Below are 22,650 nucleotides of genomic sequence, written 5' to 3' on the forward strand. Positions count from 1 at the left end.
TATCTACATTCCCTTCTCCAATAAGTGGCTGATTATTTTCTCCACAATTCTTTCTGTTCCTTTACCATCGACCAATGACTGCTGCTTTGATACCATCTCCTGTCTTGTAATATAGTCATCCATTAAATGTTTAAGATTATCTATGAGTTGCCGTGAAGAAACTTCAGTGTACCATCCCATACTCTTGATAAATCCACATTGATCCATCTGTTCCGATATCATTTGCTGATTATCAGCCATAATAAATCCTAATGTTGGTACACCACAAGCACATAATTCATACAAGGTACTTCCACTTGATGAAATGGCCAAATCAGCTCGCAACATAAGCTCCGATATTCTTGCGATATTTTTATAGAAATGGATATGATTATCGGAATTTAATTTTTTCTTTAGCTGCTCATCAAATTGGAAACTATTACCAATTACAACATGTAGACTAATCTCTTTCATCCTTGGCTCACTACGAATCGCCTGGATGATCCATTCAGTCAAATGATGAGGATCTGATCCGCCAGTGGTGATTAAAATGTCTCGAACAGACTTGTTCACATGGCGCTGCGGAAGTCCTTTAAATTCTTCTCTAATCAGGTTATATTGAGGACCTAATAAGAAAACTTGTTCTTCATACAAAGCTTCGTATTTAAGATATTCTCCAGTGATATTACCATTGATAATAATATCTACAGGGTATCGATATGCATTCAAATCATCAATATATACAAGAACCTTAGCATATGGTTTTATTGCTAAAAAAAAGGATGGTGTCACCTCATAATGATCCACCACCAAAATATCAAATGCCTTCCCTTCCAATTCACTGATTATTGATTTCGCTTCAAACTGATTGGAAGGTAGAGTATAGACTAAATAACCTTCTTCTCTTACTTTTGCAATACCCTCAGGATATCGACTAAAGAAGGCAACCTGAGCACCATGTCGAGTAAACGCTTTAGCAAGAGACAAAGAACGCATAATGTGTCCCATCCCTAGAGTTTGACCACCATCGGCATAGAAGGCAAGTTTATACATATTGATCACCTATTACTCTATTCGTTTTCTTTGTGGATTTTCAAAATATACTTATAACCATCTTTGATAAAAAAAAGTGGGTATCGTTCATTATCTGAAATTCGCATTAGATTAAATTGCTCCGCGATTGATTTATTGGGATCTAACTCACTATCCATGGGAGTCCTACGTGGGTAAAAACTTTCCTCGCCTTCTTGTTTGTCACCTTCTACTGGGAAATTTTCTACGTACCACATTGCCATTTCAATAATTTTTTGGGCCATCTTTTCTCTAAGCTCATCCAATAGCTCATGACCCTCATAGAAGACAATGTCTTTCTTGTAAATTGGCCCACTATCCACTTTCCCAACAGCTTCAAACATCGTGAGATAAACTTCATTTTTCCCCTCAAGTATCTGCCAAGGCATCGGAGACCACCCCTTACCTTGTGGTAGATTACTAGCATGAATCACAATATTGCTTCGATGAAGCTCTAATAGATGCCGTGGGCATATTTGGGTACAACTTAGAAAGAAAGCGATATCCCCCGATTGTAATTCAGTTAATTCATTAATAAAGATTGACTCATGTTTATCTTGTAATAACGTAGACAGCTGTTTTGCATAGGGTATAAACCAGCTATTCTTCGAATCAACAATGACACTAATCCTCATGAAATATCACTTCACTTTCACTTTAATCAGAAATCATTGTCCACCTTAGAGGGGTTCCACATTCAATCGATTTTGAAGCTCGTTTTCCGATGATCTCTTCGTAAAATTTTGGTGTCAAACCTTCACCTGGTCTGATCACTCGGATATTCTCTTTTGTAAATATTTCACCTTCTTGTATATCTTGAACGACAAAGATAGACTTTCGAAAAATCATACTTTTTTCTTCATTTGGTGAAATCTCGTAGCTTACTTTTCCCATTGCACGTTCTGCAGAGCGAATATCTTGAACCATTTTTTTAAATTCATGAGGTTCCATCGAGAATGAAGCATCTGGATTTTCGATTTCTCTACTTAGACATAGATGCTTCTCAATCACACTAGCACCCATGGCAACTGCAGTTACTGCTGCAATCGAACCCATCGAATGATCCGATAGTCCTACAGGGACATTAAATATTTCTGCCATATTCCTAATTGTACGCAAATTCATATCTTCAGGTATTGCTGGATAGGAACTTGAACATTTTAAAAGGCATAGTTGGTCATTGCCTTGAGATCGAACTGCCTTCACTGCTTCTTCGATTTCTCCCAATGTTCCCATGCCAGTAGACATAATAATTGGTTTACCTTTTGAAGCTACATATTTTATTAAAGGAGTATCAACTAACTCAAAGGAGGCAATTTTATAGAATTCCACACCTAACTCTTCTAAAAAATCTACCGCTGTAAAATCAAAAGGAGTAGAAAAAAAATGAATGCCTACTTTATTGGCTTCCTCCATTAGTTGGCCTTGCCAATCCCATGGCGTGTATGCTTTACCATATAATTGGTAAAGATTTTTCCCTCGCCATAATCCTTCTTTTATCTGAAAAGGAGGTTTGTTGGAATTGATAGTGATGGTATCTGGCGTGTATGTTTGGATCTTAATGCAATTAGCACCACTCTCTTTAGCCACATGAACTAACTCAATCGCTTTCTGGATATCGCCAGCATGATTGCCTGACATCTCTGCAATAATGTATGCTGGATAACCTTCTCCAATATGCCTATCGATTATCGTTATATCTTTCATGTTATACCTCCTTATCACTTTATCTGCTACTTAACCTTCTTCTGTTCAATATGTGCATTGATTTTTATCAATTCGGGATGTTCACTGAATACTTTTAAAATATCATTATAATAAAAATCATGTTTCCCGTTATATAGATAAAGATATACCGCTTGAATTAAGCGAAAATCTTCTTCCGTATCCAGTGTCCAACGATATTGAGAGTTGTTCTTTTCATCTTGGTAGTAATAGATTTTGTCACTCTTCTCATAAATATAGGGAGTTACATGTTCTCTATGATAAGGGGCATGTCCATTAAGATATGCTTCTTTCAAAGCTTGATAAGAGAAGACTTCTGTATCCAATCCTCGTGGATAAGTTCGTTTTGATAAGTCTATACCTGCATTGGTGACCATTTCGTAATCATGGCTCTTATAAAACTGAACTAACTGATCAATTATCAATGGATCTATTAATGGGCAGTCAGAAGTAATTCGTACAATCACATCCGCATGATACTTCGTTGCAGCTTCATAATATCGAGACAGAACATTCTCTTCGCTACCTCGGTAGATTTCTACTCCGTATTCTATTGCTGCTTTGGCAATGACATCATCTTGTGTAAAGGTTGTAGTCGCAATCACAATCTGATCGAACCCATATGCTTGCTTCACACGTTCAATTACATGATGGAGAATTGTCTTACCATCGATTTTCATCATAACTTTTCCTGGTAAACGAGTGGAACCCATTCGCGCTTGAATAATTGCTATTACTTTTCCCATGATGACACCCTTCTTGTCTTTATTTAAACTCCAATAGTATTGTCAGCATGCACATCATCCATAGCTATAACTCGCTCATGTAATTGTTCTACCGATAGCCAGTCTGTGTTTGTTCCTGAATTATACTCAAACCCTTCTTCGATCAATTGACCACCTGGTGTAAGGTATTTTCGTACATTCCACCAATCAAAGTGAGGGTAGATAATATAATGTTTGTCGTACTCATAAGTATTGCGAGAATCATCCCTGGGAACCATGACCTCATGGAGCTTTTCCCCTTCACGAATTCCTACCTCTTTTAATATTGAATCGGGAGCCATAGCACGGGCTAAGTCAACAATTCTAAAAGATGGGATTTTTGAGATATATGTTTCTCCACCCTTTGACTCTTCCAAAGCCTTGAATACTAACTCTACTCCTTCTTCTAATGTGATCCAAAAACGTGTCATTCGGTAATCTGTGATTGGCAATTCTTTTGATCCTTGGTCAATTAAACTTTGAAAGAAGGGAATTACAGAGCCTCTACTTCCCGCAACATTTCCATAACGAACTACTGAGAAAATAGTCCCTGCTTGTCCAGAGTACGCATTGGCAGATATAAATAATTTATCTGAAACTAGTTTTGTTCCACCATATAGGTTAATCGGATTCACTGCTTTATCAGTTGATAGGGCTACAACCTTCTTCACACCACGATCTAACGAAGCATCAATCACATTTTGAGCACCATGAATATTAGTCTTGATCGCTTCAAATGGATTGTACTCACAAGCTGGAACTTGTTTCATCGCAGCAGCATGGATTACATAGTCTACATCCTTAAAGGCACGATATAGACGCTCTTTATCTCGCACATCCCCTATAAAAAAGCGAAGCTTCTTGAACTGATCAGAAGATAATTTTTGTGCAAACATGTTTTTCACAAGAAATTGTTTATACTCATCGCGGGAGTAAATGATAACTCTGCGAGGATTATATCGTTCAAAGATCATTTCAGTGAATTTTTTTCCAAAGGATCCTGTGCCACCAGTGATAAGGATTGATGCATTATTTAGCAAGTTCTTACACCTACCTCACATCATAACTATTAGTGTTGGAAGAAATAATACAGCATATTATTATACACATTTATTGATCTACAACCTACTATTACATTTCTTTGTGAAAAGTTTATTTTATTTTTATAGAATTATAATCCCCCTCGATTAGTCTAAAAGCCAAATTAACAAATTCTCTAGTCTTTGCAAGAGTATTAACAATAATTATTTCTTTTGCTTCATTCTGCTTATCCAGATTGGAGCCTTTATAACTGAAACGCGTCTTAATACTTAACAGATCTGCTTGTAAGGCGTGAACAATCACATCCCTATACGCAGCTATTTCTTCTAGTCTATTTTCAATGGATTCTAAGTACCTTATTTCATTTTCAATCCTATTAGTACTTACCTTTTTTTGTTTTAATTTTGTTAATCTTTTTATAGATAGTATCATTTCATCCTGTAGCTTAATTACTTCTAATAATTCAACCTTCATGATATCTAACCCTTGACTTAATTTCTCATAGTACTCATGCTTAATATCTTTAGTATCCATACACAAAGTAATTTCATCTTCAAATTGAATGTTGGATTCATTCTTCAACCTTACATCAAGCACTTCTTGTGCTGTTAAATTAGCAACTCCCTCAATTCCCAGCCCACCTTCTGTTGCATTCAAAAATTCTACATTTGGATATCTCTTCACTGTGGCTTCGATGGTATATTTCATCTGGAGATAAGGATCTATTGCATAAACCTTTTCTCCATAGATATTATTCATTAATGTATATTCATGTTTTTTAGCCCATTCCTTATCCTCGAGTTCTGAACTTACACCTTTTGCATGTAACCCTTCCTCTGTATAAGATAAGTCTTGGCCCATAAGGATGATTCTCTTGCAGCCGATATCACATAAGAAGTTTAAAGTCGCATTAGCTACAGATGCACCAGAGAGAAATTCTTTATATGGAATTTTTGCTTTTTGATAAATGTACTTTCCTAGGTACTCAGATTCTAATATGAACCGAATTTTGGCGCCTTCATATTCTGGCAATATTTCATAATATAATGGGTTAGCAAATATCAATGGAGACACTACTGTATTGATATCTTCAAAAACTCTATATTCCGCAGGATTTGCATCAATTGCTACTCTAAAATGGGGAACAATTCCATGACTATCTAATACTTTTATTGCGGAGCCTACTGCGAAGATAATTGCTTTTTCTTTTATTTTCTCTAGAAGATGGATGTTTTTATTTAATGATGGACCTGCTGAGACAAGGACAACAGTCTTATCTCTAAAAATATCTATGATACTCTCGATAGGTAGTGTATTCTGTGTCTTTAGATTTTTTATTGAGTTTAATAGCCATAATTGCCACTGACCTGCAAATGTACGAATATCTCCCGTCTTTACCTTTAGTAGTTTAGTAAGGTGGGATGTCAGATTATTGTAGTAAGAATTAAACAAACTACAATAGGATACATGAAAAACAATCGAAACCTTTTTTGAATCCAACATATAAAAGTACAGCGCATCTGCCACAAAGTTCTCTTTTTTATTGACAATAAAAGTGAGGCTAACATCTTTCTTGAGCAATTTACTTATATCATGTCTTTCTAAATATCTTTTGAACAATTGCTGTGATGGCTCTACAATGATAACCTCGTGTAGTTTATTATATTTTTTTAATATGTATTCAAGGAGATGACCATTTCCTATGCCAAATAGAATAATGGTATCGATATCATTATCTGTTTGATTCAACATCATTTTTATTTCATGTTCCATATCATAAATACTATGTAAAAAACACTTTGCTTCCTTAGTTTCAATGACACAATTATCCTGGTCTGGCATTTCTTTGAGATAAATATGATATAAAGGAGTCTCTTTAGATAAGGTATCATATAGCTGTGGAGCCTTATCTTTAAAAAATGACATGTTTTTTTCATAGATGGTCATGTTGATTCCCCTTTAGAAGAGATTTTCTGATCTTAGTAATGGTTTCAGTTCATATTCTAAGATATCTGCAATAACAAGGTAGTCCTTATTCTCTAGACCCATTGCAAGATAATAAGAGATTTGATTCCATGTCTGTTTATTCTCTTCATTGGAAAATACAATATTTTTCTCAATATTTTCAACAATATCAATAGTATGTTTGATGACCTCTCCAAAGTTGCATTCAAAGACTAGCTTTTCAGTGTTTATGATTTTATTTGATAATAAGCTTGTGGTCATCCTCTTTTGCACCTCTTCTCGAACTTATTATAATTTAAAAAGAGCCAGAGGAAAATTCCCCTGACCCTCTGTAAATATTACCTTAATGAAACTATACTACTTATCTTAATAATTGGAGTACGCCTTGTGGAGCTTGGTTAGCTTGAGCTAACATCGCTGTTGCTGCTTGTTGCAGAATATTTTGCTTCGTGAATTCCATCATTTCTTTCGCCATATCCACGTCACGAATACGAGATTCAGAGGCTTGAAGGTTTTCAGCAGATGTATCAAGATTTTTGATTGTATGCTCTAAGCGATTTTGCATAGCACCAAGTTTGGATCTTTCTGCTGAAACAGATTCGATTGCACCATTGATGGTAGTAATAGCTTTTGATGCATTTGCTTGAGTATAAACATTGATACCTACTTCCTTAGTTGTATCTTCTGTTGTTATATCAACCGTCGTACTAAGGTCGGTAGGTTCAGTTGTAATTGCTGTAGTACCTAAAGTAGCTGTTGCTTCAACCTTAATTCCAGCTTCTCCTGCGATCTTGTCCAGTGCAGCTTTGATAGCTGCTTCTGTACCTGTAACAGCGCCTGCTGCACCAGTCGTACCTGCTGCTTGTGCTAAGGTTATTGTGATCTTTCCACTAGCTTTATCATAAGAAGCAGTAGTTTCTGCTATAGCAGCTGCTCCAGAACCTGCATATGCTGCAATGTCAATATTCAATGCATCTCCTGTTAAACTTGTAACACTGATATTCGTAGCACCTGTACTTTCGAGTGCTGTTGCTGTATATGCTTTTCCTTTAACTCCTAGTGCATCTGCATCCATCTTACCAATGGATAAGTCAACATCTTGTCCTTCATTTGCACCAATATGGAATTTTGCTGAGAAATCGCCACCTAAAAGGTTTTGAGTATTAAATTCTGTTGTATCTGCAATTCTTGTTAGCTCTTGGGACAATTGGTCTATTTCTTTTTGAATTTCGCCACGGTCAACTGCAACGTTTGTATCGTTTGCAGATTGAACAGCTAATTCACGCATTCTTTGTAGAATGGCTTGTGATTCTTGAAGAGCACCTTCAGCTGTTTGAATCAAGGAAATACCATCTTGAGCATTTCTAGATGCTTGGTTAAGTCCTCGTACTTGAGCTCGCATTTTTTCAGAGATTGCAAGACCTGCTGCGTCATCTCCAGCACGATTAATCCGAAAACCGGAAGAGAGTTTTTCTAAGGACTTTGCAGTCATGGTATTGTTAATACCTAACTGACGATGAGTATTCATTGCCATTAAGTTGTTATTAATCCGCATCTTAAAATTCCTCCTTGAATTATGTTCTTTGCACATCCATGTGCTTTTTTGGAACTAGAACACTTGTCGCGCGCCAAGTATTCTAGTTCATACACTATTCTTATCGGATGAAGGTTCTGCTTTTATTAGCTTTCCTCTTCTTTTCTTTTTAAATTCTTGCTAATCTTTATGAATTCATGATTTACAAGTATTATAATCATAATGATTTGTATACCTATCCCTATACTTATACCTAAAAAAGCATTCTATAGATTTGTATAGGCATCGGTATAATTGGTAAAGAGTTGTTTCGAGTAATGGAATTTTTTATTGAAAATAATAACTTCTAGGAATGGCTACTTAGCAATGAAAATATGAGTTCTGGAAGCAGATTTACTGCTAAATAGCACGCATTGCTTCAGAAAGGAGGTCCCTTATGCTACGCGCGATTATTGTAGATGATGAACCCTTAGCAATTCAGCTTCTAGTAAAAAGATTGAATGAAGTCGGCGGTGTTGAAGTTGTCAAGACATTTAATACAGCTGAGTCCATGCTTGATGAAATGAAGAAGCTGGATTTTCAGGTGGCATTTTTGGATATAGAAATGGTCGGGATTAGCGGACTGGACTTGGCAGAGTTAATCCAAGTATGGAATCGTGACATCCATATTGTGTTTGTTACAGCGTATCGCGACTATGCCGTGCAAGCATTTGAATTAGCTTCCATTGATTATCTATTAAAGCCAGTCTTAAATAACCGTTTAGAAAAAACAGTGGCTCGACTCCAAGAACATCAAGCCCAATTATCTAATCTATCTAATCTATCTAACCATGATCCGAATCTATCAACAGACAGGCTTGTCCATGGTACTTCCTCTTTCCCTGCTTTAAGGGTGATTTGCTTCGGCGAATTCATGGTTTATCACCAGGAAGTGCCTGTCAAATGGAAGACAGCTAAGGTAAAGGAGCTATTTGCCTTCTTCATTACGCATTACAACACCTACATGAATCGGGATACCATCATTGAGTGTCTTTGGCCTGAGTATGACTACAAAAAGGCGAAAATTCTACTCCATACATGTATCTCCCATTTACGAAAAACCTTGGACAGTCTCGGCTATCAGCAAGCCCTTATATTTTTCAATCAAAGCTATATTCTGCAATTAGACCATTTTTACTGTGATGCTTTCGAGCTAGAGCAAGCATTGGATGAGGATCCTATGGTGACGGAAGAGAACATCACACGATTGGAAACAATCATTCAGAATTATACTGGTGTTTATATGGAGACCAATGCTTATCCCTGGGCCGTAGCAAGAGCAGAGGAGCTGATACACAAGTATGATCAACTCCTGCAAAAAATGAATCATTATTATACCCAGTCCAATGAGCTAGACAAGCGTGAACAGTGTCTCCATTTGCTTTATCAATGTAATCCTTATTCGGATCAGGTGGTTCAACAATTAATGCTTCACTATCGAGAGACTGGAAATCGGGGAGAAGCGATACGCATCTATCAGCAATTCGCTACGCTTTTAGATGAAGAACTAGGGATTGCCCCCGATCACACTACACAGGCGCTTTATCATACCATTACTTAGGTATCATAAACATAATTGTGGTCCCTTGATTTGGCGAACTGATAATTTGTAAGCCTTGACCATAGATTCTCTTGAGGCGCCTGTTTGTGTTCAGGATCCCGATTCCTCTTTCGCTCATGTTTTTTTCGTGAAGTACCTTCTGCACCTTCTCCTCATCCATCCCTACCCCATCATCCTTGATCGCAATCCTTGTACCATCAGCCTGGGTGGTGATGGAGATCCAGATGGTCCCGCCGCTGGGTCTTTTCAAAACACCATGACGAACTGCATTTTCTACGAGAGGTTGAATGGTGAGTGGAGGAATCTCCAGGACTAAATCGTCCTCTATTTCCCAATGTACTTGCAATCGTTCCCCAAAACGTTCCTGTTCAATATAGAGATAAGAGCGTACCAACTCAAGCTCATGCTCCAGTGGCACGAGACGCTGCAGGTTTTTTACATCAAAGCTACCTCGTAGATAATTACCAAATTTGTCGAGTAAGGTGACCATTCGTGATGTATCGATGGCACTGAGGGATGCGATGGTATTCAATGTATTGAAGAGAAAGTGTGGCTGAATCTGTGCTTGCAGCCAAGCAGCCTCCATGTGAAGCTGTTCAGTAATGGAATGTTTTAAGTCAATCAGCGCTTTCCCACGCGACTTCAGCTCTAGTGAATTGATGGGCTTCGTCACATAATCATTGATCCCCATGGCAAAACCAGGATACACATCCTCAGGATTATTTCTAGCAGTTAACAGTAGGATGGGGAGCTCTAGCTTGGAATAGCGCTTGCGAATACGACTTGTCAATTCATAGCCTGACATCTTGGGCATAATGGCATCAATAATTAGTAAATCCCAATCCATGATATCCAAGTAAGCCAGTGCTTCCTCACCGCTGGTTACCGTTACAACCTCATATGATTCAAGTAAAAAAAGTTTGCTAATCACCTTGAGCTGAACTGGATCATCACCTACGACGAGAATCGTATAATCTCTCTCTCGTAGCTCCGTTGGATTAGTAACTAGCTGATATAACGCCGCTTTATTAAGAATTCCTCCTCGTTCTGCTTGTTCTTCTAGTTCTATTTGTTCCTCTAATTCTTCCAGTTTGTCGACCTCAGATACCGCTTCTCCAGCTAACGGTAAGGTGAAGATAAATTCGATGCCTTGCTGGGGTAGAACATGGATCTGCAATATCCCACCATGCAATTGGATCAATTGCCTACTTACATTGAGACTCACTTCCAGTCCATCATCATTGGTTGTATGCCCGTCTCCTTGCTCATAGGCGCATAGAATTCGTTGCTGTGTTTCTTCATCAGTGTCGTGACCAGACACCTTGATGGATATGGTCGCCATCCCGTCATGATCTTCTGCTTCAACCACAATAAGGTTTGCATTCAGATATTTAATGGAGGTATGCAAAAGATTAAACAATACCTGAATAAGGCGCTTTTCATCTGCAAGTACATTAGGAAATAAATCGGGAACCTTTGAGACGAACTCTGTTGCCTTCCCATCAGTCAAAAATCTAAGAATATCAAACAGACTTGTTACTGCTGCTTGAACATTCATGCTCTTTGGCTGAAGATGGATGGTGCCTTCCTTTAAGCGTGTAAAATCGACGAGATCGTTTAAGACAAAAGCCATGCTTCGTTCAATATTGATCAGCAATTTTAGATTATTGCGGTGGTGCTCCGATAATGAGGTTTTCTCACTATCATGGATGATCTGAGCAATGGTAATCATCTCATTTAGAGGACTCCATAGCTTTTGTGCGCTAGTTTCCAGAAAGTCATCCTTTTCTATATTCGTCTTTTTCAGATCTTCCACCAGATCATTCACTTGCTTCCTCGTTAAAGAAAACCTTTTAAACCAGAAGGCAGCAAAACCAAGAAAGGCAAACAAGTAATCAAAGGGATAGAAGGGAATCTCGATCATCGCTACACCTTTAATGATGCCCCAGATAATCCCCGATGTGGTACTCACAGCTGTGAATGCGAGAAAGAAGGACTCCGCTTGATTCTGAAAATATTCACGCAGGGTAAACACAAGCACAGTAAGAAAAGAAATAAAGTAAAGGCCAAAAAATAAGAGATTCGCTCTCGATAGATATGTAATAGGTAGCAAGATGATGGAGATTGCCGAGAGACCATACATGATGGCGTACCAGCGAAATATTGGTGTGACATTATTTTTTGTTAATAAAGTTCTCATCAATTGTATAAAGAACAAGGCCGCACCAAGATAGACGAGATTAATTAATTTCACCGACCAATCATAATTTAGCGGCAACCATGTGAGCACCGCTTTATTATAGGTGATCAGTTCATCCATGGCCGGTAGAAGAAATCCTATGGCAAGCAAGAGTAGTCGTTTGTCGCGATAGACAAAGAGATATACAAGGATCGTATACAGGCTATACATTAGTAGAACAACTATGATGAAGATGATGGCTGTTTTTTGGAACTCTTGCTCCGCTAAGATTGCCTTCCCGATACCGAACTTGATCGACTTGGCGATTCCCACATTTTCAGCTGTATCAAAATTGGATACATGTAACAGAATCTGGATTTCATTGTCATGCACAGGGAAATAGACGGTGTACGGAATATCTTCTCCCCTGTGCTCTCCCCGCTTCTCCCCTACTTCCCCAGATTGAGCTAGCAAGTTGCCATTGATAAAGAGTTTGGACGCTGTTTTGGCGGTAGCGAGACGAAGCCCATATGTTTGATCCTCATCATGATTGAGGAGAATACGCAATCGATAGGTACCAAATTGATAAGGTAATGCCGCGCTATTCGATGTTGGCACTGAAATCCATTGGATAGACGAAGGGAAGACCCCCTCCTCCTCAAAATTAGGCTCTACTAAATGAGGCTCTGCGAAAGTTCCAGGAATAAACTCCCATTCACCATTCAATGTGATGGTTTGATCCTCTTTCAACTCATAGCCTCTAAGATCTAATATTCCTCTCTCCGCAAACGGCTGATCTGGTGGAAAATGATAGCTTAACCAGAGTAATCGGAATGCAGTAAGGATCAGAAAGACCAGTACAATCACAGCGATCGGCTTCAATGTATGAGACAATTTTGAATGCAAAGAATGAATCATTCCACACAGTCCTTCCAGATCACATTCAACAAATCCATTTTATGCAATTATACCATTTGTCTATTGATACTTCGCTGACTAGATCCCATCAAAAAGACCACGATAGGAGTCATCCCATCATGGCCCTTAACACATCTTATTTATTCTATGATTCTTCTATTTTCATTCTTTTACTTTTTTTCGATGCATCAGCATCCAAGCCCCGATGATCAGGAAGAAAGCTCCTGCCAATAGGAAGTCGACCCTTGCCTTCTCTCCAGTTTGCGGTAATGTTCCAATTGCATGATCTGATAGATGCGAATTGCTTGACTCATCCATTTGATTCGGTTCATCTGAATGATCTGATTCACCTGGCCGTGACTGCTTCGGGTCATCAGGATTTCCGGAATCGTCCGGTTGCTTCGGATCGTCTGGGTTGCTTGGTTCTTCAGGTTGTGCTGGATCTACCGGCTGATCTGGTTCGATCGGTTTCTCTGGATCCATTGGCTTCTCTGGATCAATCGGTTTTTCTGGTTTATCTGGATTACTAGGTTCTGTGATGCTAGTCTTTCTATTCTGGATGGTCAGCTCTTTCGTAGGATGATCCATGGTCACGAAGATCGTACTAGTTGCAGAGGTTATCACATAACCTCTTGGAGCCTTTGTTTCTTTTAGGTGATAGTGATCGTAAGGTAAATCCTCAAACACGATTTTCCCATCTGCATCTGTTGTCTTTGTGGCAAGCAATGTGCCTTTATTGTCATACAGTTCAAACTCCGCTCCTGGTAAAACCTTTTGGGCATTGTATGCATCGACCTTCGTGATAATGAGATGCCCACGACCACGTTCATTTCTCTTATCCACCTTCACAACTTCTGTCTGCTCATGCTGAATGGCGAACTCAACAGGTGTTGGATCTAATAAATAATGCTCTGGCGCTTTGGTCTCAACGAATTGATACTGGCCAGCTTCTAAACCATCGACGACGATGCGACCGTTAGTATCGGTGATATGTGTACTAACCGTAACCAAGCCCGTCTCATCTTTTTTCTGCAATGCAAATTCTGCTCCTGACAACACACGCATATCATTGCTATCCATTTTTGTTAATTCTACCGCTTGATGAAGTTGTTTGTTCGAAATGGTGAATATCTGGTCGGCTTCTGCTAATGTGATAACTTTCCCAGCTTTATACTCATCAGCAATGGCATAGCCTGATGGAGCAGATAGTTCCTTGAGCAGATAATTCTTAAATTTAAAGGTGTTCGATTCTGCTTCACCATTTTTATCGGTTACAAGTGTTTCAAGTAATATAGATCCCGACTTGTCATAGAGTCCGAATGTTGCCCCAGCTAACGGTTGGTTCGTTGCCTCATCTACCTTAACAATTTTAAACTTTCCTTTACCAGGTGTATTTGCACCACCCTCAGCACCATATAGATAAACAGAGAACTCATTCTTCGTGTTCTGATCAACCTCTCCTGAAGATTGACCTGAAAGTCGTACATCGTTATTGATTTTCTCTCCGTGTTCGGCATTAATGAAGGATTGATATTCAAGAATATAGGCTCGATCAATGGCATTTTTAAATACCAATGTGAGTTGTTGATTAGATGCTTCTAGTGTGTACTCAGATGGACTAACCAAATCTAGTTTTACCAAAGTCCCATTAGGGTTAACAGCGGTTCCATAAAGCTTGATGGATTCCTGAATTAGAATTTGATTCTCAGAGAGTATATCTACCACTGTGGTACCGGCATCAAGCTGAGACTGGCTTCGATTGATATCGATGGTCCAGAAAGCAAACTCAGAATCGGCCCCTTCACCTTGACGACCTGATTTATTCAGATACTCGCCACCATATTTCGGCGCTACGCTAGCAGATTGGCTAAATACTGGTTTCTCTGTTCCATCCTGTAATGTCGCTTGATTATGATAGGATGCTAAGATAGGTTGACCTGCTAAACTAGTTTTGTAGGTAATGCGGTAGGCCGAGTCGATCTGCCCAAGCTGGATTTCAAAGCCAGCATTTCCATTAGCATCTTTCATTGTTTTGAATTCATAATCAGTGTTGGATACAAGTTCCCCTAGTTCTACCCCATTACGTTTCCCTGTGAGTTTCAAATGATGAACTGTTAAAGAATCCTCAACCAAGGCCTGCTTATCTGTGTAGAAATCACGAATAATCGCTTTATCTAGTTGATGAAGGTTATAATTCACATCAATAGTCCAGGTAATCTCTTTGGTTTGGGCATTATATATGCCAGTTTTATTCCCGTTATGGGTAGTATAGTGATCAGGATCTACCTGTGTTGATTTTTGAATGGGGGTTTGTGTCGTACCACCCTCATTCCATTTTAACGTTGCCTGATTCTTATATCCGTCATTGGGAATTGGTTGACGTGGATCGAATGTGGTCTGATAGGTGATCACATGGCTGGTGGTGATTGGTTCTTTTAGAAATGTAATTGTCAATCCGTCGTCATACCTTGAATTAGGATCGGAACTAGGGTTAATTTCTACTTTATATTCTGTCCCTTTGACTAAATCCGAAATTGACACACTTTCTTCCACCAGCTTGAAATTTTGTCCTGCAAAGTTATCAGTAATCACCACATTCTCCATGGATTTTTTATCTTGATTGAGATGGATTTCCCAAGTGATGATTTTGTTCGCATAATCTACTGACTTAGCACGCTTGTGGAAGATGACTTGATTGATATTTTGAGTGGCTTCCTTGCTTGTACCATCATGCATCTCCACTTTATTGTTAACGGTGTAGCTATCCTCATGTACACGCTTGATCGCTTTGGTTTGATAAGTGATTTCGTAGGCAGAGCTTACATCCTGTTTAAATTCAAGGCGAAAGCCTGCAGTAGTAGATTCAACAGTGTAGTTCTTATTCGGTTCCAGATCTCCCCTTCTCGCCTCTCCATTCTCATCGATGGTCATCTGATAAACTGCCAATGAGTCTAGGATCAGCTCTTGAGTTGTATCAAATTGGTCGACTAACCAAGCATCCTTTTTCGGAATCACTTGTTCATTATAGTTATATTGAATGGCCCACGTAATGGTCTGACTGGTAGGTTCATAGCCAATAGATGCTTTTTCAAGGGGCTTGCTGAACTTCACAGTAACACTTGCAGTTTCGGTCATCGGCTGAATGTCTGTTCCAGATACCGTGGCTTCATTAGTAAATGTTTGATCGATTACATCTGTAATCGATGTTGTATATTTCACTCGATAGGCACTTTCAATATTTCCAAAGTTCACTTTAAAGCCGGTGTCGGTCTTAATAATCTGACTTGTACCAATATCGACGGGATTTCCTTCTTGGACAGATCCGTCTAAATTTACCTGTAAAGAGTAGACTTTTATAGAGTTCAGGTCAATTGCTAGACCAACGGGAAGCTTGTCCTCAAAGGTAGCCTCTGTAATTGAATTTTCATCTTTGTTAAAATCAACATCCCAGTATATTTCACTAGGATTGATCACTTTATTGGCCACCCCTGTTTTATCCATTTCACTGCCTTTATTCTTAAAATGTACGAGAATTACTTTTTGTCCCTCATGAATGGGGAAAACAATGGGCTGCTTCAGGCCACCTTCAAACTTACTTTCATCAAATTCTCGCCATACTTCGAAGTATCCATCCAAGGATGTACCATCATTGATTTCATCATTGAAGGTGAAGGTAACGGTCCCTTCAGGGGTTACTTCATATGTGCCGACTTCACCCTTCAATTCCCCTGTCAAGCTTTTATCCAGCTTAAATTTGTTGGGCAGTGCAAAGGTGAAGGTGGCACCAGCACTGTATTTATGATCCACAGGGAGGCTCCACTCATAATTGATTTTTACCCTAGAGCCTTGCTCCGGACGGATATCCTCAATTCTATTCCCATCCTGATCCAAGATGGTCACATCAGTAATAAGATTCTCTGTAATTACTGCTCCTTCAGCATATGCTACTGGTGTTAGTCCCACAAAGCTTTGACAGACCAGTAATAATACAATTAGTATAATACCTACTTTTTGTCTCATTAGGCTCCCCTTCCTGTTACGATAAGCTTCATTCTGAAAAACTTCATTCTATAGAGTTCATTGCTATGACATTAGGGCGTTAACGCTGTTTTTTGGCTTAGCCTTGCTTGAATAATCAGCCTGTCTGTTGGATTTTCTACCCCGATTGGCGTGCAGGTCACTAACGTGATCAATGGTTCTTCTTGATCGGCTAGTACACCTACTTCAGTTCGATCTACCACAAAGGATTGAACAACAGTAAATTGATAAATATGGGTCCTTGTCTGCACTTCTATTTCGTCATCTGGCATCAATTCATCTAGCCGATTAAATTGCTTACCATACGCAATGGCACGATGCCCTGCAAGACCCACATTATGAACTCCGAACTCCTTCTCCGATTCAATGATACCAACACCTTTACGAAGAGATGCTTCACCTGCCCCGTCAAAAATAGGGAGTGCAGCATCGATCTTCGGAATTCGGATTACACCCTTGACTCCATCTAAGAGGGCTAGTTCATCTGCATGGGAAAATTCTTGTTGTTGAGGTGGATAATTGAGTTGTTGTTGATCATTTAGTTGTGGTAGTTGTGGCAAAGTGGACTCCATAGCATCATTGATCGTCCCAAGGCCTTCAAATGCTTCAATTAATGCTTTTTGTTCCGCATCGAGAGCCACTTTCTCAATTTGTGGATACAAGATGAAAACTAGACCAATCAAAATGGAGCAAATTCCCCAAACAAGGCGCAATTTCGATCTCCTTTCCGATTTTCTTTCCTAAATCTTTTCAGACTGAACTGTTTTCACAATGAATAAGTATATTGATAGCCTCTTAAACTTCTCTTAAATTTATCTAAAATTTATCTAAAATGGTAAACATATATTTTTCTCTCTACTTTTGTAGTATCCAAAATAAAATTACCCACCTCCTAGATTCGTCTAGAGGTGGGTATTATTTGATATAAAAGTAACGAATAGCCACCCATCGCCCGGTGGCTATTCGCATTACCAAAAATAATGGAGTAGCGCCGTTCCCCCTTAAAGGGAATCAGCTCATGGCCGTAGGTGTACCACCACCTGCGGTCATTCCTATTATATGCAAACACAGCTCTGCATATAATGGGTTCTATTTCCATCTTTAGTATATTTAAACCAATGATAGTTTGCAACTCATTACCAGTAATCAATTTCGCTTGTAGTATATTCATGTGATTCTATCAATGTATTTATCTCAGTGGTATCAAATATACTTATATATTATTCTATATCTGTTTTTATATGGAATATAATTGAGGTAAATGATATGATTAACTTGCTGAGGTCGTTAAGGGTGGAACGGCACGCCTCCCCATGAAAGGAGGTGATGCCTATGCGTTCTTTCGATCTAATACTACTCGTACTCTCTACTTCAGGACTGGTTTCCGGATTGATTTTTGGAATCCTGAAGATTGTTATTGAAATCGTTAAACTTGCTGATAAAAAGAACGAATAGCCACCCCTGACCAGGTGACTATTCTTTAAGAAAGAGAATTGTTGCCGTTCCCCCTTAAAGGGAATCAGCTCATGGCCGTAGGTGTTACCTCACCTGCGGTCATTCTTATTATATGCAAACATAGTCCTGCATATAATAGGTGTTTTTTTCATCTTTAGTATATTATAATTTGCTATAACTCGCAACCATCATGATAAGATCAGACCCTGAAATATCTCTACTCCCATTAGAATGATGATTCTCAAGCATTTCTCCTAGTGCTCTCACCAACTGTTATTCTTCCGTTCTCCTACGATTTAACATCGCCCAAAATCCAACCATCAAGAAGAATGTTCCTGCGAATAGGAGGTCTGTCCTCGCCTTTTCTCCGGTTTTAGGTAAGGCTTCTTTGGTTTGATCCGATTGGTTAGGAGTACCTGATTCATCAGGTTGATTTGGTTCATTGGGATCACTAGGCTCTCCTGGTTGATTCGATTCATCTGGAGTTGTGGAATCGTCGGGCTGTGGTTGGGTGAGATCGTCTGAATGATCTCCGTCTCCGGGTTGCTTAGGATCGTCTGGGTTGCCAGGATCCACCGGCTGCTTTGGATCTTTGGGCTTATCTGGTTTATCTGGTTTATCTGGTTTATCTGGTTTATCTGGTTTATCCGGTTTATCTGGATCAGGATCCGTGGTGCTCTCTTTTTGGTTGGGGATGACGAGCTCTTTCGTGGTACGATCCATGATCACCGCCATATTTTTTGCAGTAGGTGTAATCACATACCCATTGGGAGCCTTTGTTTCCTTCAAGGTATATTGATCATAGGGAAGGTTCTCAAATACGATTTTCCCCGTAGCATCTGTTGTCTTCGTACTGAGCAATTGCCCCTTACTATCAAATAATTTAAACTCCGCTCCTGGTAATACTCTTTGTTCATTGGCTGAATCCACTTTGATAATGATGAGATCGCCCTGACCACGCTCATTCCTCTTCTCAACTCGTACCACTTCCGTTTGGTTCGCTTGAATCGTGAAATCCACTGGGGTTGGATCCAATAAATAATGCTCAGGCGCCTTCGTCTCAACGAATCGATACTCACCAGCTTCTAATTGCTCAATAACGATTTGACCATTGTTATCGGTGCTGTGTGTACTCACCTTTACATAATCCGAGCCTTCTTTTTTCTGCAATTCAAATTCTGCATCGGGTAGCACAGTTTCACCGTCACTGTCCACCTTCGTTAATTCAACAGCTCGCTGCAGCGGTTGGTTTGGTACCGTGAATACTTGGTTGGGTTCCTTTAGTTTGATCGGTTTACCCTCCAGATACTCATCTGCAATGGCATAGCCCGAGGGCGCTGCCAGCTCTTTTAAGATATAGCTCTTCAATCTATAGACACTAGATTCCGCTTCACCATTCTCGTCGGTGATCAAGGTTTCCAGTAGTGTAGAGCCAGACTTATCATAGAGTCCAAATTTTGCACCTGCCAATGGTTCATTGGTTACTTCATCCACCTTGATAATCTTGAACTTGCCTCTACCTGGTGGCTCCGCTCCGCCTCCAGCATCAGAGAAGTAGACAATGAATTCTTTACGGACTCGCTCATCAATCTCTCCTGAAGACTGGCCAACCAGATGAGCATCATTATTAATTTTCTCACCATTCTCAGCATTAATGAAGGACTGATATTCAAGGAGATATGCTTCATTAATAGCATCCGTAAAAATCAATGTGAACTGATTGTTATTTACCACTAAGGTGTACTCCGTTGGATCAACCAAGTCACCTTTTACCAATGCCCCATCACTGTTAACACTGGTTTCATACAGCTTGATGGAATCCTGAATCAGGATTTGATTCTCGGAGAGGGTATCGGTAAATGTGGCACCTGCCTCTAGATAGGATTGACCACGATTGATATGGACGGTCCAGAAGGCAAAATCGGAATCAATTCCTTCGCCTTGATAGCCTGTTTTATCGAGGAAGTCACCACCATGATGTGGTCTCACCGTAGCTGAGAGGTTAAGGATGGGTTTGTGCTGGCCATCCTGCAATGTGGCTTGATTATGGTAAGACTCTCGTACAGGATGACCCACTAGACTGGTTTTGTACGTAATGCGGTAAGCAGAGCTAATCCTTCCTAGCTTAATTTCAAAGCCATCATTACCATGGGAGTCTTGCAACAGCGTAAATTCATATTGATCGTCAGGTACTAGGTTCCCTAGACTGACTCCATCGGGTCCACCAGTGAGGTTGAGATGATGAACCGTTAAAGAACCATCAACGAAGGTCTGCTCGCCACTATAGAAATCGCGGAAAATGGCATCATTCAGTCTATGGAGATTATAATTCATATCGATAGTCCAAGTAATCTCTTTCGTTCTTGCATCATATGTCCCTGTCTTGTTCCCATTGTTGATGGTATAGCGATCTACAACGGCCTCAGCCCATTTGTTAATGGCAGGTTGTGGACGACCATCCACTTCCCACTTTAACTGTGCATGATTCTTGTATTTGCCATTTTGAATTGGTTCGCGCGGGTTAAATTTGGTTACATAGGTGATCTCAAGTCTGGAGGTGACATCTCTCAAAAATGTGATTTTAAATCCAATATTATAACTTGGGTTAGGTTGTACTTCATAGTCCGTCCCTTTGATTAATCCTGGAATATTAATGCTTTCTTCTAATAGTACGAGGTTTTGGCCAACATAGTGATCAGTAATCACCACACTCTCCATGGTCCCCTCATCTTGATTGAGGATGAGCTTCCAGGTGATGGTTTTATTCGCGTAATCAATAGATTCGAATTGCTTGTGGAAAACGGTTTGACGAAGATGACGCTTTGCTTCTGCGGAAGTGCCATCATGAATCTCGACCCGATTGATAACGGGAGGACCATCTTCATTCACTCGCCCTTTTACCTTCGTATCGAAGCGAATTTCGTATGCAGCGTTTATAGCTTGAGTAAATTTTAGCCGAAAGCCATAATCTGTGGCGGTTACCGTGTAATTGTTCACTTTTTGTCCTCGTGTCGCCTTACCATCCTCACCGATCGTCATTTGATATACGTTAAATGAATTTCTCAACAATTCAAGCTTGGAAGTATCGAAGCGATCATCAATCCATGCATTTGCTACTTCGATGGTTTGCTCACTATAGTTGTATTGAATGGCCCAAGAAACCGTTTGTGTGGCAGTATTATAGGCAGTGGATTTTTTCCCGAGGGAAGTGCTATACTTCACGGTCACCGTTGCAGACGCTGTTGTTGATGGATAGTTCACTCCAGTTAGCACCGCTTCGTTGGTAAACTTCGTCACCGTTGTGCTTGTGATGTTTGTTTTATACTTTACCCGATAGGCATTTTCAATGTCCCTGAAGTGTAATTGAAATCCGTCTGCAGTTTCATTGACTGTATAAGTACTGAACAGTTCACCTTCCTGAACCGATCCATCGAGATTTACACGCAATGGATAGACTTCAATGGAATCGAGTACAATTGCTAGACCTTCGGGGATCTTATCCTGAAAGATCGCCTCTGTAATTGAAGATTCCCCTTTGTTGAAATCAACCACCCAGTTGATCTCATTACGATCATTCTTCTTAATCACTTCGCCTGACTTATCCATCTCTTTGCCTTTATTCTTAAAATGTACGAGAATCACTTTGTCTCCATCTCGAAGTGGGAAGTGAATCGGTTGCTTCAAGCCACCTTCAAACTTGCCTTCGTCAAATTCTCTCCATACATAGAAGTATCCATTGAGTGGTGTACCTTCATCAATCTCCTCACTGAAGGTGAAGGTAACGGTCCCTTCAGGGGTTACTTCAAATGTTCCTACTCCACCTTCCAATTCACCTGTAATTCTTCGATCCACTTTAATTTTATCAGGAAGTTCAAAGGTAAAGGTGGCGCCCGCACCGTATGGATGATCCGCAGGTAGACTCCACAGATAATTGATTTCTACCTTCGAGCCTTGCTCAGGGCGAACATCCTCGATATTATTCCCATCCTGATCCTTCATGACCACATCGGTAAGGAGATTCTCAGTAATCACCTGACCTTCCGGAACGGTGATTGCTGGTTCTTCCATTTCAGTGGGGGACTCTTCTTCTGGTTCATTGATTGGATCTTCCACTCCATTGTTCGGATCTTCTCCAGAATCATTTCCTGGATCCTCCCCAGTATCATGATCTCCATCTTCTCCTGGTGCCTCATCTGCTGGATCGTCTACTGGGTCCTCTACTGGCTCCTCTCCATCTTCTGCAATAATTGTACCTGCATCCTCTTCAATTACATCGCTGATACCTTCATCAGCATAAACGACTGGCGTTAGGCCAATAAAGCTTTGGACAACTAAGAGGATAGCAATAAAAATGATACCGAGTTGCTTTTTCATTCAATTC

13 protein-coding genes are annotated in these 22,650 nt (G+C 39.8%); 1 reads left to right on the forward strand and 12 read right to left on the reverse strand.

Annotated features, from left to right (window positions below):
• Window positions 1-3: 3 nt before the first annotated feature.
• The 8 genes from pseG to BN1691_RS06240 all read right to left on the reverse strand — a co-directional run bounded on the left by pseG (window position 4) and on the right by BN1691_RS06240 (window position 8,100).
• The gene (gene pseG / locus BN1691_RS06205) at window positions 4-1,032 is read right to left on the reverse strand and encodes a UDP-2,4-diacetamido-2,4,6-trideoxy-beta-L-altropyranose hydrolase (RefSeq protein ID WP_048601368.1); all 1,029 of its coding nucleotides are present in this window, start codon (window positions 1,030-1,032) and stop codon (window positions 4-6) included.
• Between the two features lie 17 nt (window positions 1,033-1,049).
• A complete protein-coding gene (locus BN1691_RS14665; RefSeq protein ID WP_222704568.1) occupies window positions 1,050-1,439 on the reverse strand; it encodes a formyl transferase in 390 nt (129 codons plus the stop codon).
• A 268-nt stretch (window positions 1,440-1,707) separates the two neighbouring features.
• Window positions 1,708-2,757, reverse strand: coding sequence for a pseudaminic acid synthase (gene pseI / locus BN1691_RS06215; protein ID WP_048601370.1), 1,050 nt, complete (start codon window positions 2,755-2,757; stop codon window positions 1,708-1,710).
• Window positions 2,758-2,783: 26 nt separating this feature from the next.
• Complete coding sequence (locus BN1691_RS06220; RefSeq protein ID WP_048601371.1) at window positions 2,784-3,521, reverse strand: cytidylyltransferase domain-containing protein; 738 nt, start codon at window positions 3,519-3,521, stop codon at window positions 2,784-2,786.
• A gap of 23 nt (window positions 3,522-3,544) precedes the next feature.
• A complete protein-coding gene (gene pseB, locus BN1691_RS06225; RefSeq protein WP_048601372.1) occupies window positions 3,545-4,579 on the reverse strand; it encodes a UDP-N-acetylglucosamine 4,6-dehydratase (inverting) in 1,035 nt (344 codons plus the stop codon).
• Between the two features lie 112 nt (window positions 4,580-4,691).
• Complete coding sequence (locus BN1691_RS06230; RefSeq protein ID WP_048601373.1) at window positions 4,692-6,527, reverse strand: motility associated factor glycosyltransferase family protein; 1,836 nt, start codon at window positions 6,525-6,527, stop codon at window positions 4,692-4,694.
• Window positions 6,528-6,539: 12 nt separating this feature from the next.
• Window positions 6,540-6,806 carry a hypothetical protein gene (locus BN1691_RS06235; RefSeq protein ID WP_048601374.1) on the reverse strand — a complete coding sequence of 89 codons (267 nt, stop codon included), beginning with the start codon at window positions 6,804-6,806 and terminating at the stop codon, window positions 6,540-6,542.
• 100 nt (window positions 6,807-6,906) lie between these two features.
• Entirely contained in the window at window positions 6,907-8,100 is a 1,194-nt protein-coding gene (locus tag BN1691_RS06240) for a flagellin N-terminal helical domain-containing protein (RefSeq protein WP_048601375.1), read from the reverse strand.
• Window positions 8,101-8,515: 415 nt separating this feature from the next.
• On the opposite strand from BN1691_RS06240, the gene BN1691_RS06245 reads away from it, so the two are divergent.
• Window positions 8,516-9,679, forward strand: a complete 1,164-nt coding sequence (locus BN1691_RS06245) for a response regulator (protein WP_048601376.1) — start codon at window positions 8,516-8,518, stop codon at window positions 9,677-9,679.
• Here BN1691_RS06245 and BN1691_RS06250 read toward each other — a convergent pair.
• From BN1691_RS06250 to BN1691_RS06265, 4 genes are all read right to left on the reverse strand, one after another.
• On the reverse strand, window positions 9,672-12,776 hold the full coding sequence (locus tag BN1691_RS06250; protein WP_048601377.1) for an ATP-binding protein: 3,105 nt from the start codon (window positions 12,774-12,776) through the stop codon (window positions 9,672-9,674). The genes BN1691_RS06245 and BN1691_RS06250 overlap by 8 nt on opposite strands.
• A 162-nt stretch (window positions 12,777-12,938) precedes the next feature.
• Window positions 12,939-16,796 carry a collagen binding domain-containing protein gene (locus BN1691_RS06255; protein ID WP_048601378.1) on the reverse strand — a complete coding sequence of 1,286 codons (3,858 nt, stop codon included), beginning with the start codon at window positions 16,794-16,796 and terminating at the stop codon, window positions 12,939-12,941.
• Window positions 16,797-16,867: 71 nt separating this feature from the next.
• Complete coding sequence (locus tag BN1691_RS06260; protein WP_048601379.1) at window positions 16,868-17,527, reverse strand: class D sortase; 660 nt, start codon at window positions 17,525-17,527, stop codon at window positions 16,868-16,870.
• A 1,015-nt stretch (window positions 17,528-18,542) separates the two neighbouring features.
• The gene (locus BN1691_RS06265) at window positions 18,543-22,643 is read right to left on the reverse strand and encodes a collagen binding domain-containing protein (RefSeq protein ID WP_048601380.1); all 4,101 of its coding nucleotides are present in this window, start codon (window positions 22,641-22,643) and stop codon (window positions 18,543-18,545) included.
• Window positions 22,644-22,650: the final 7 nt, after the last annotated feature.

It is taken from the genome of Rubeoparvulum massiliense (assembly GCF_001049895.1).
GTDB classification, from domain to species: Bacteria; Bacillota; Bacilli; order Rubeoparvulales; family Rubeoparvulaceae; genus Rubeoparvulum; species Rubeoparvulum massiliense.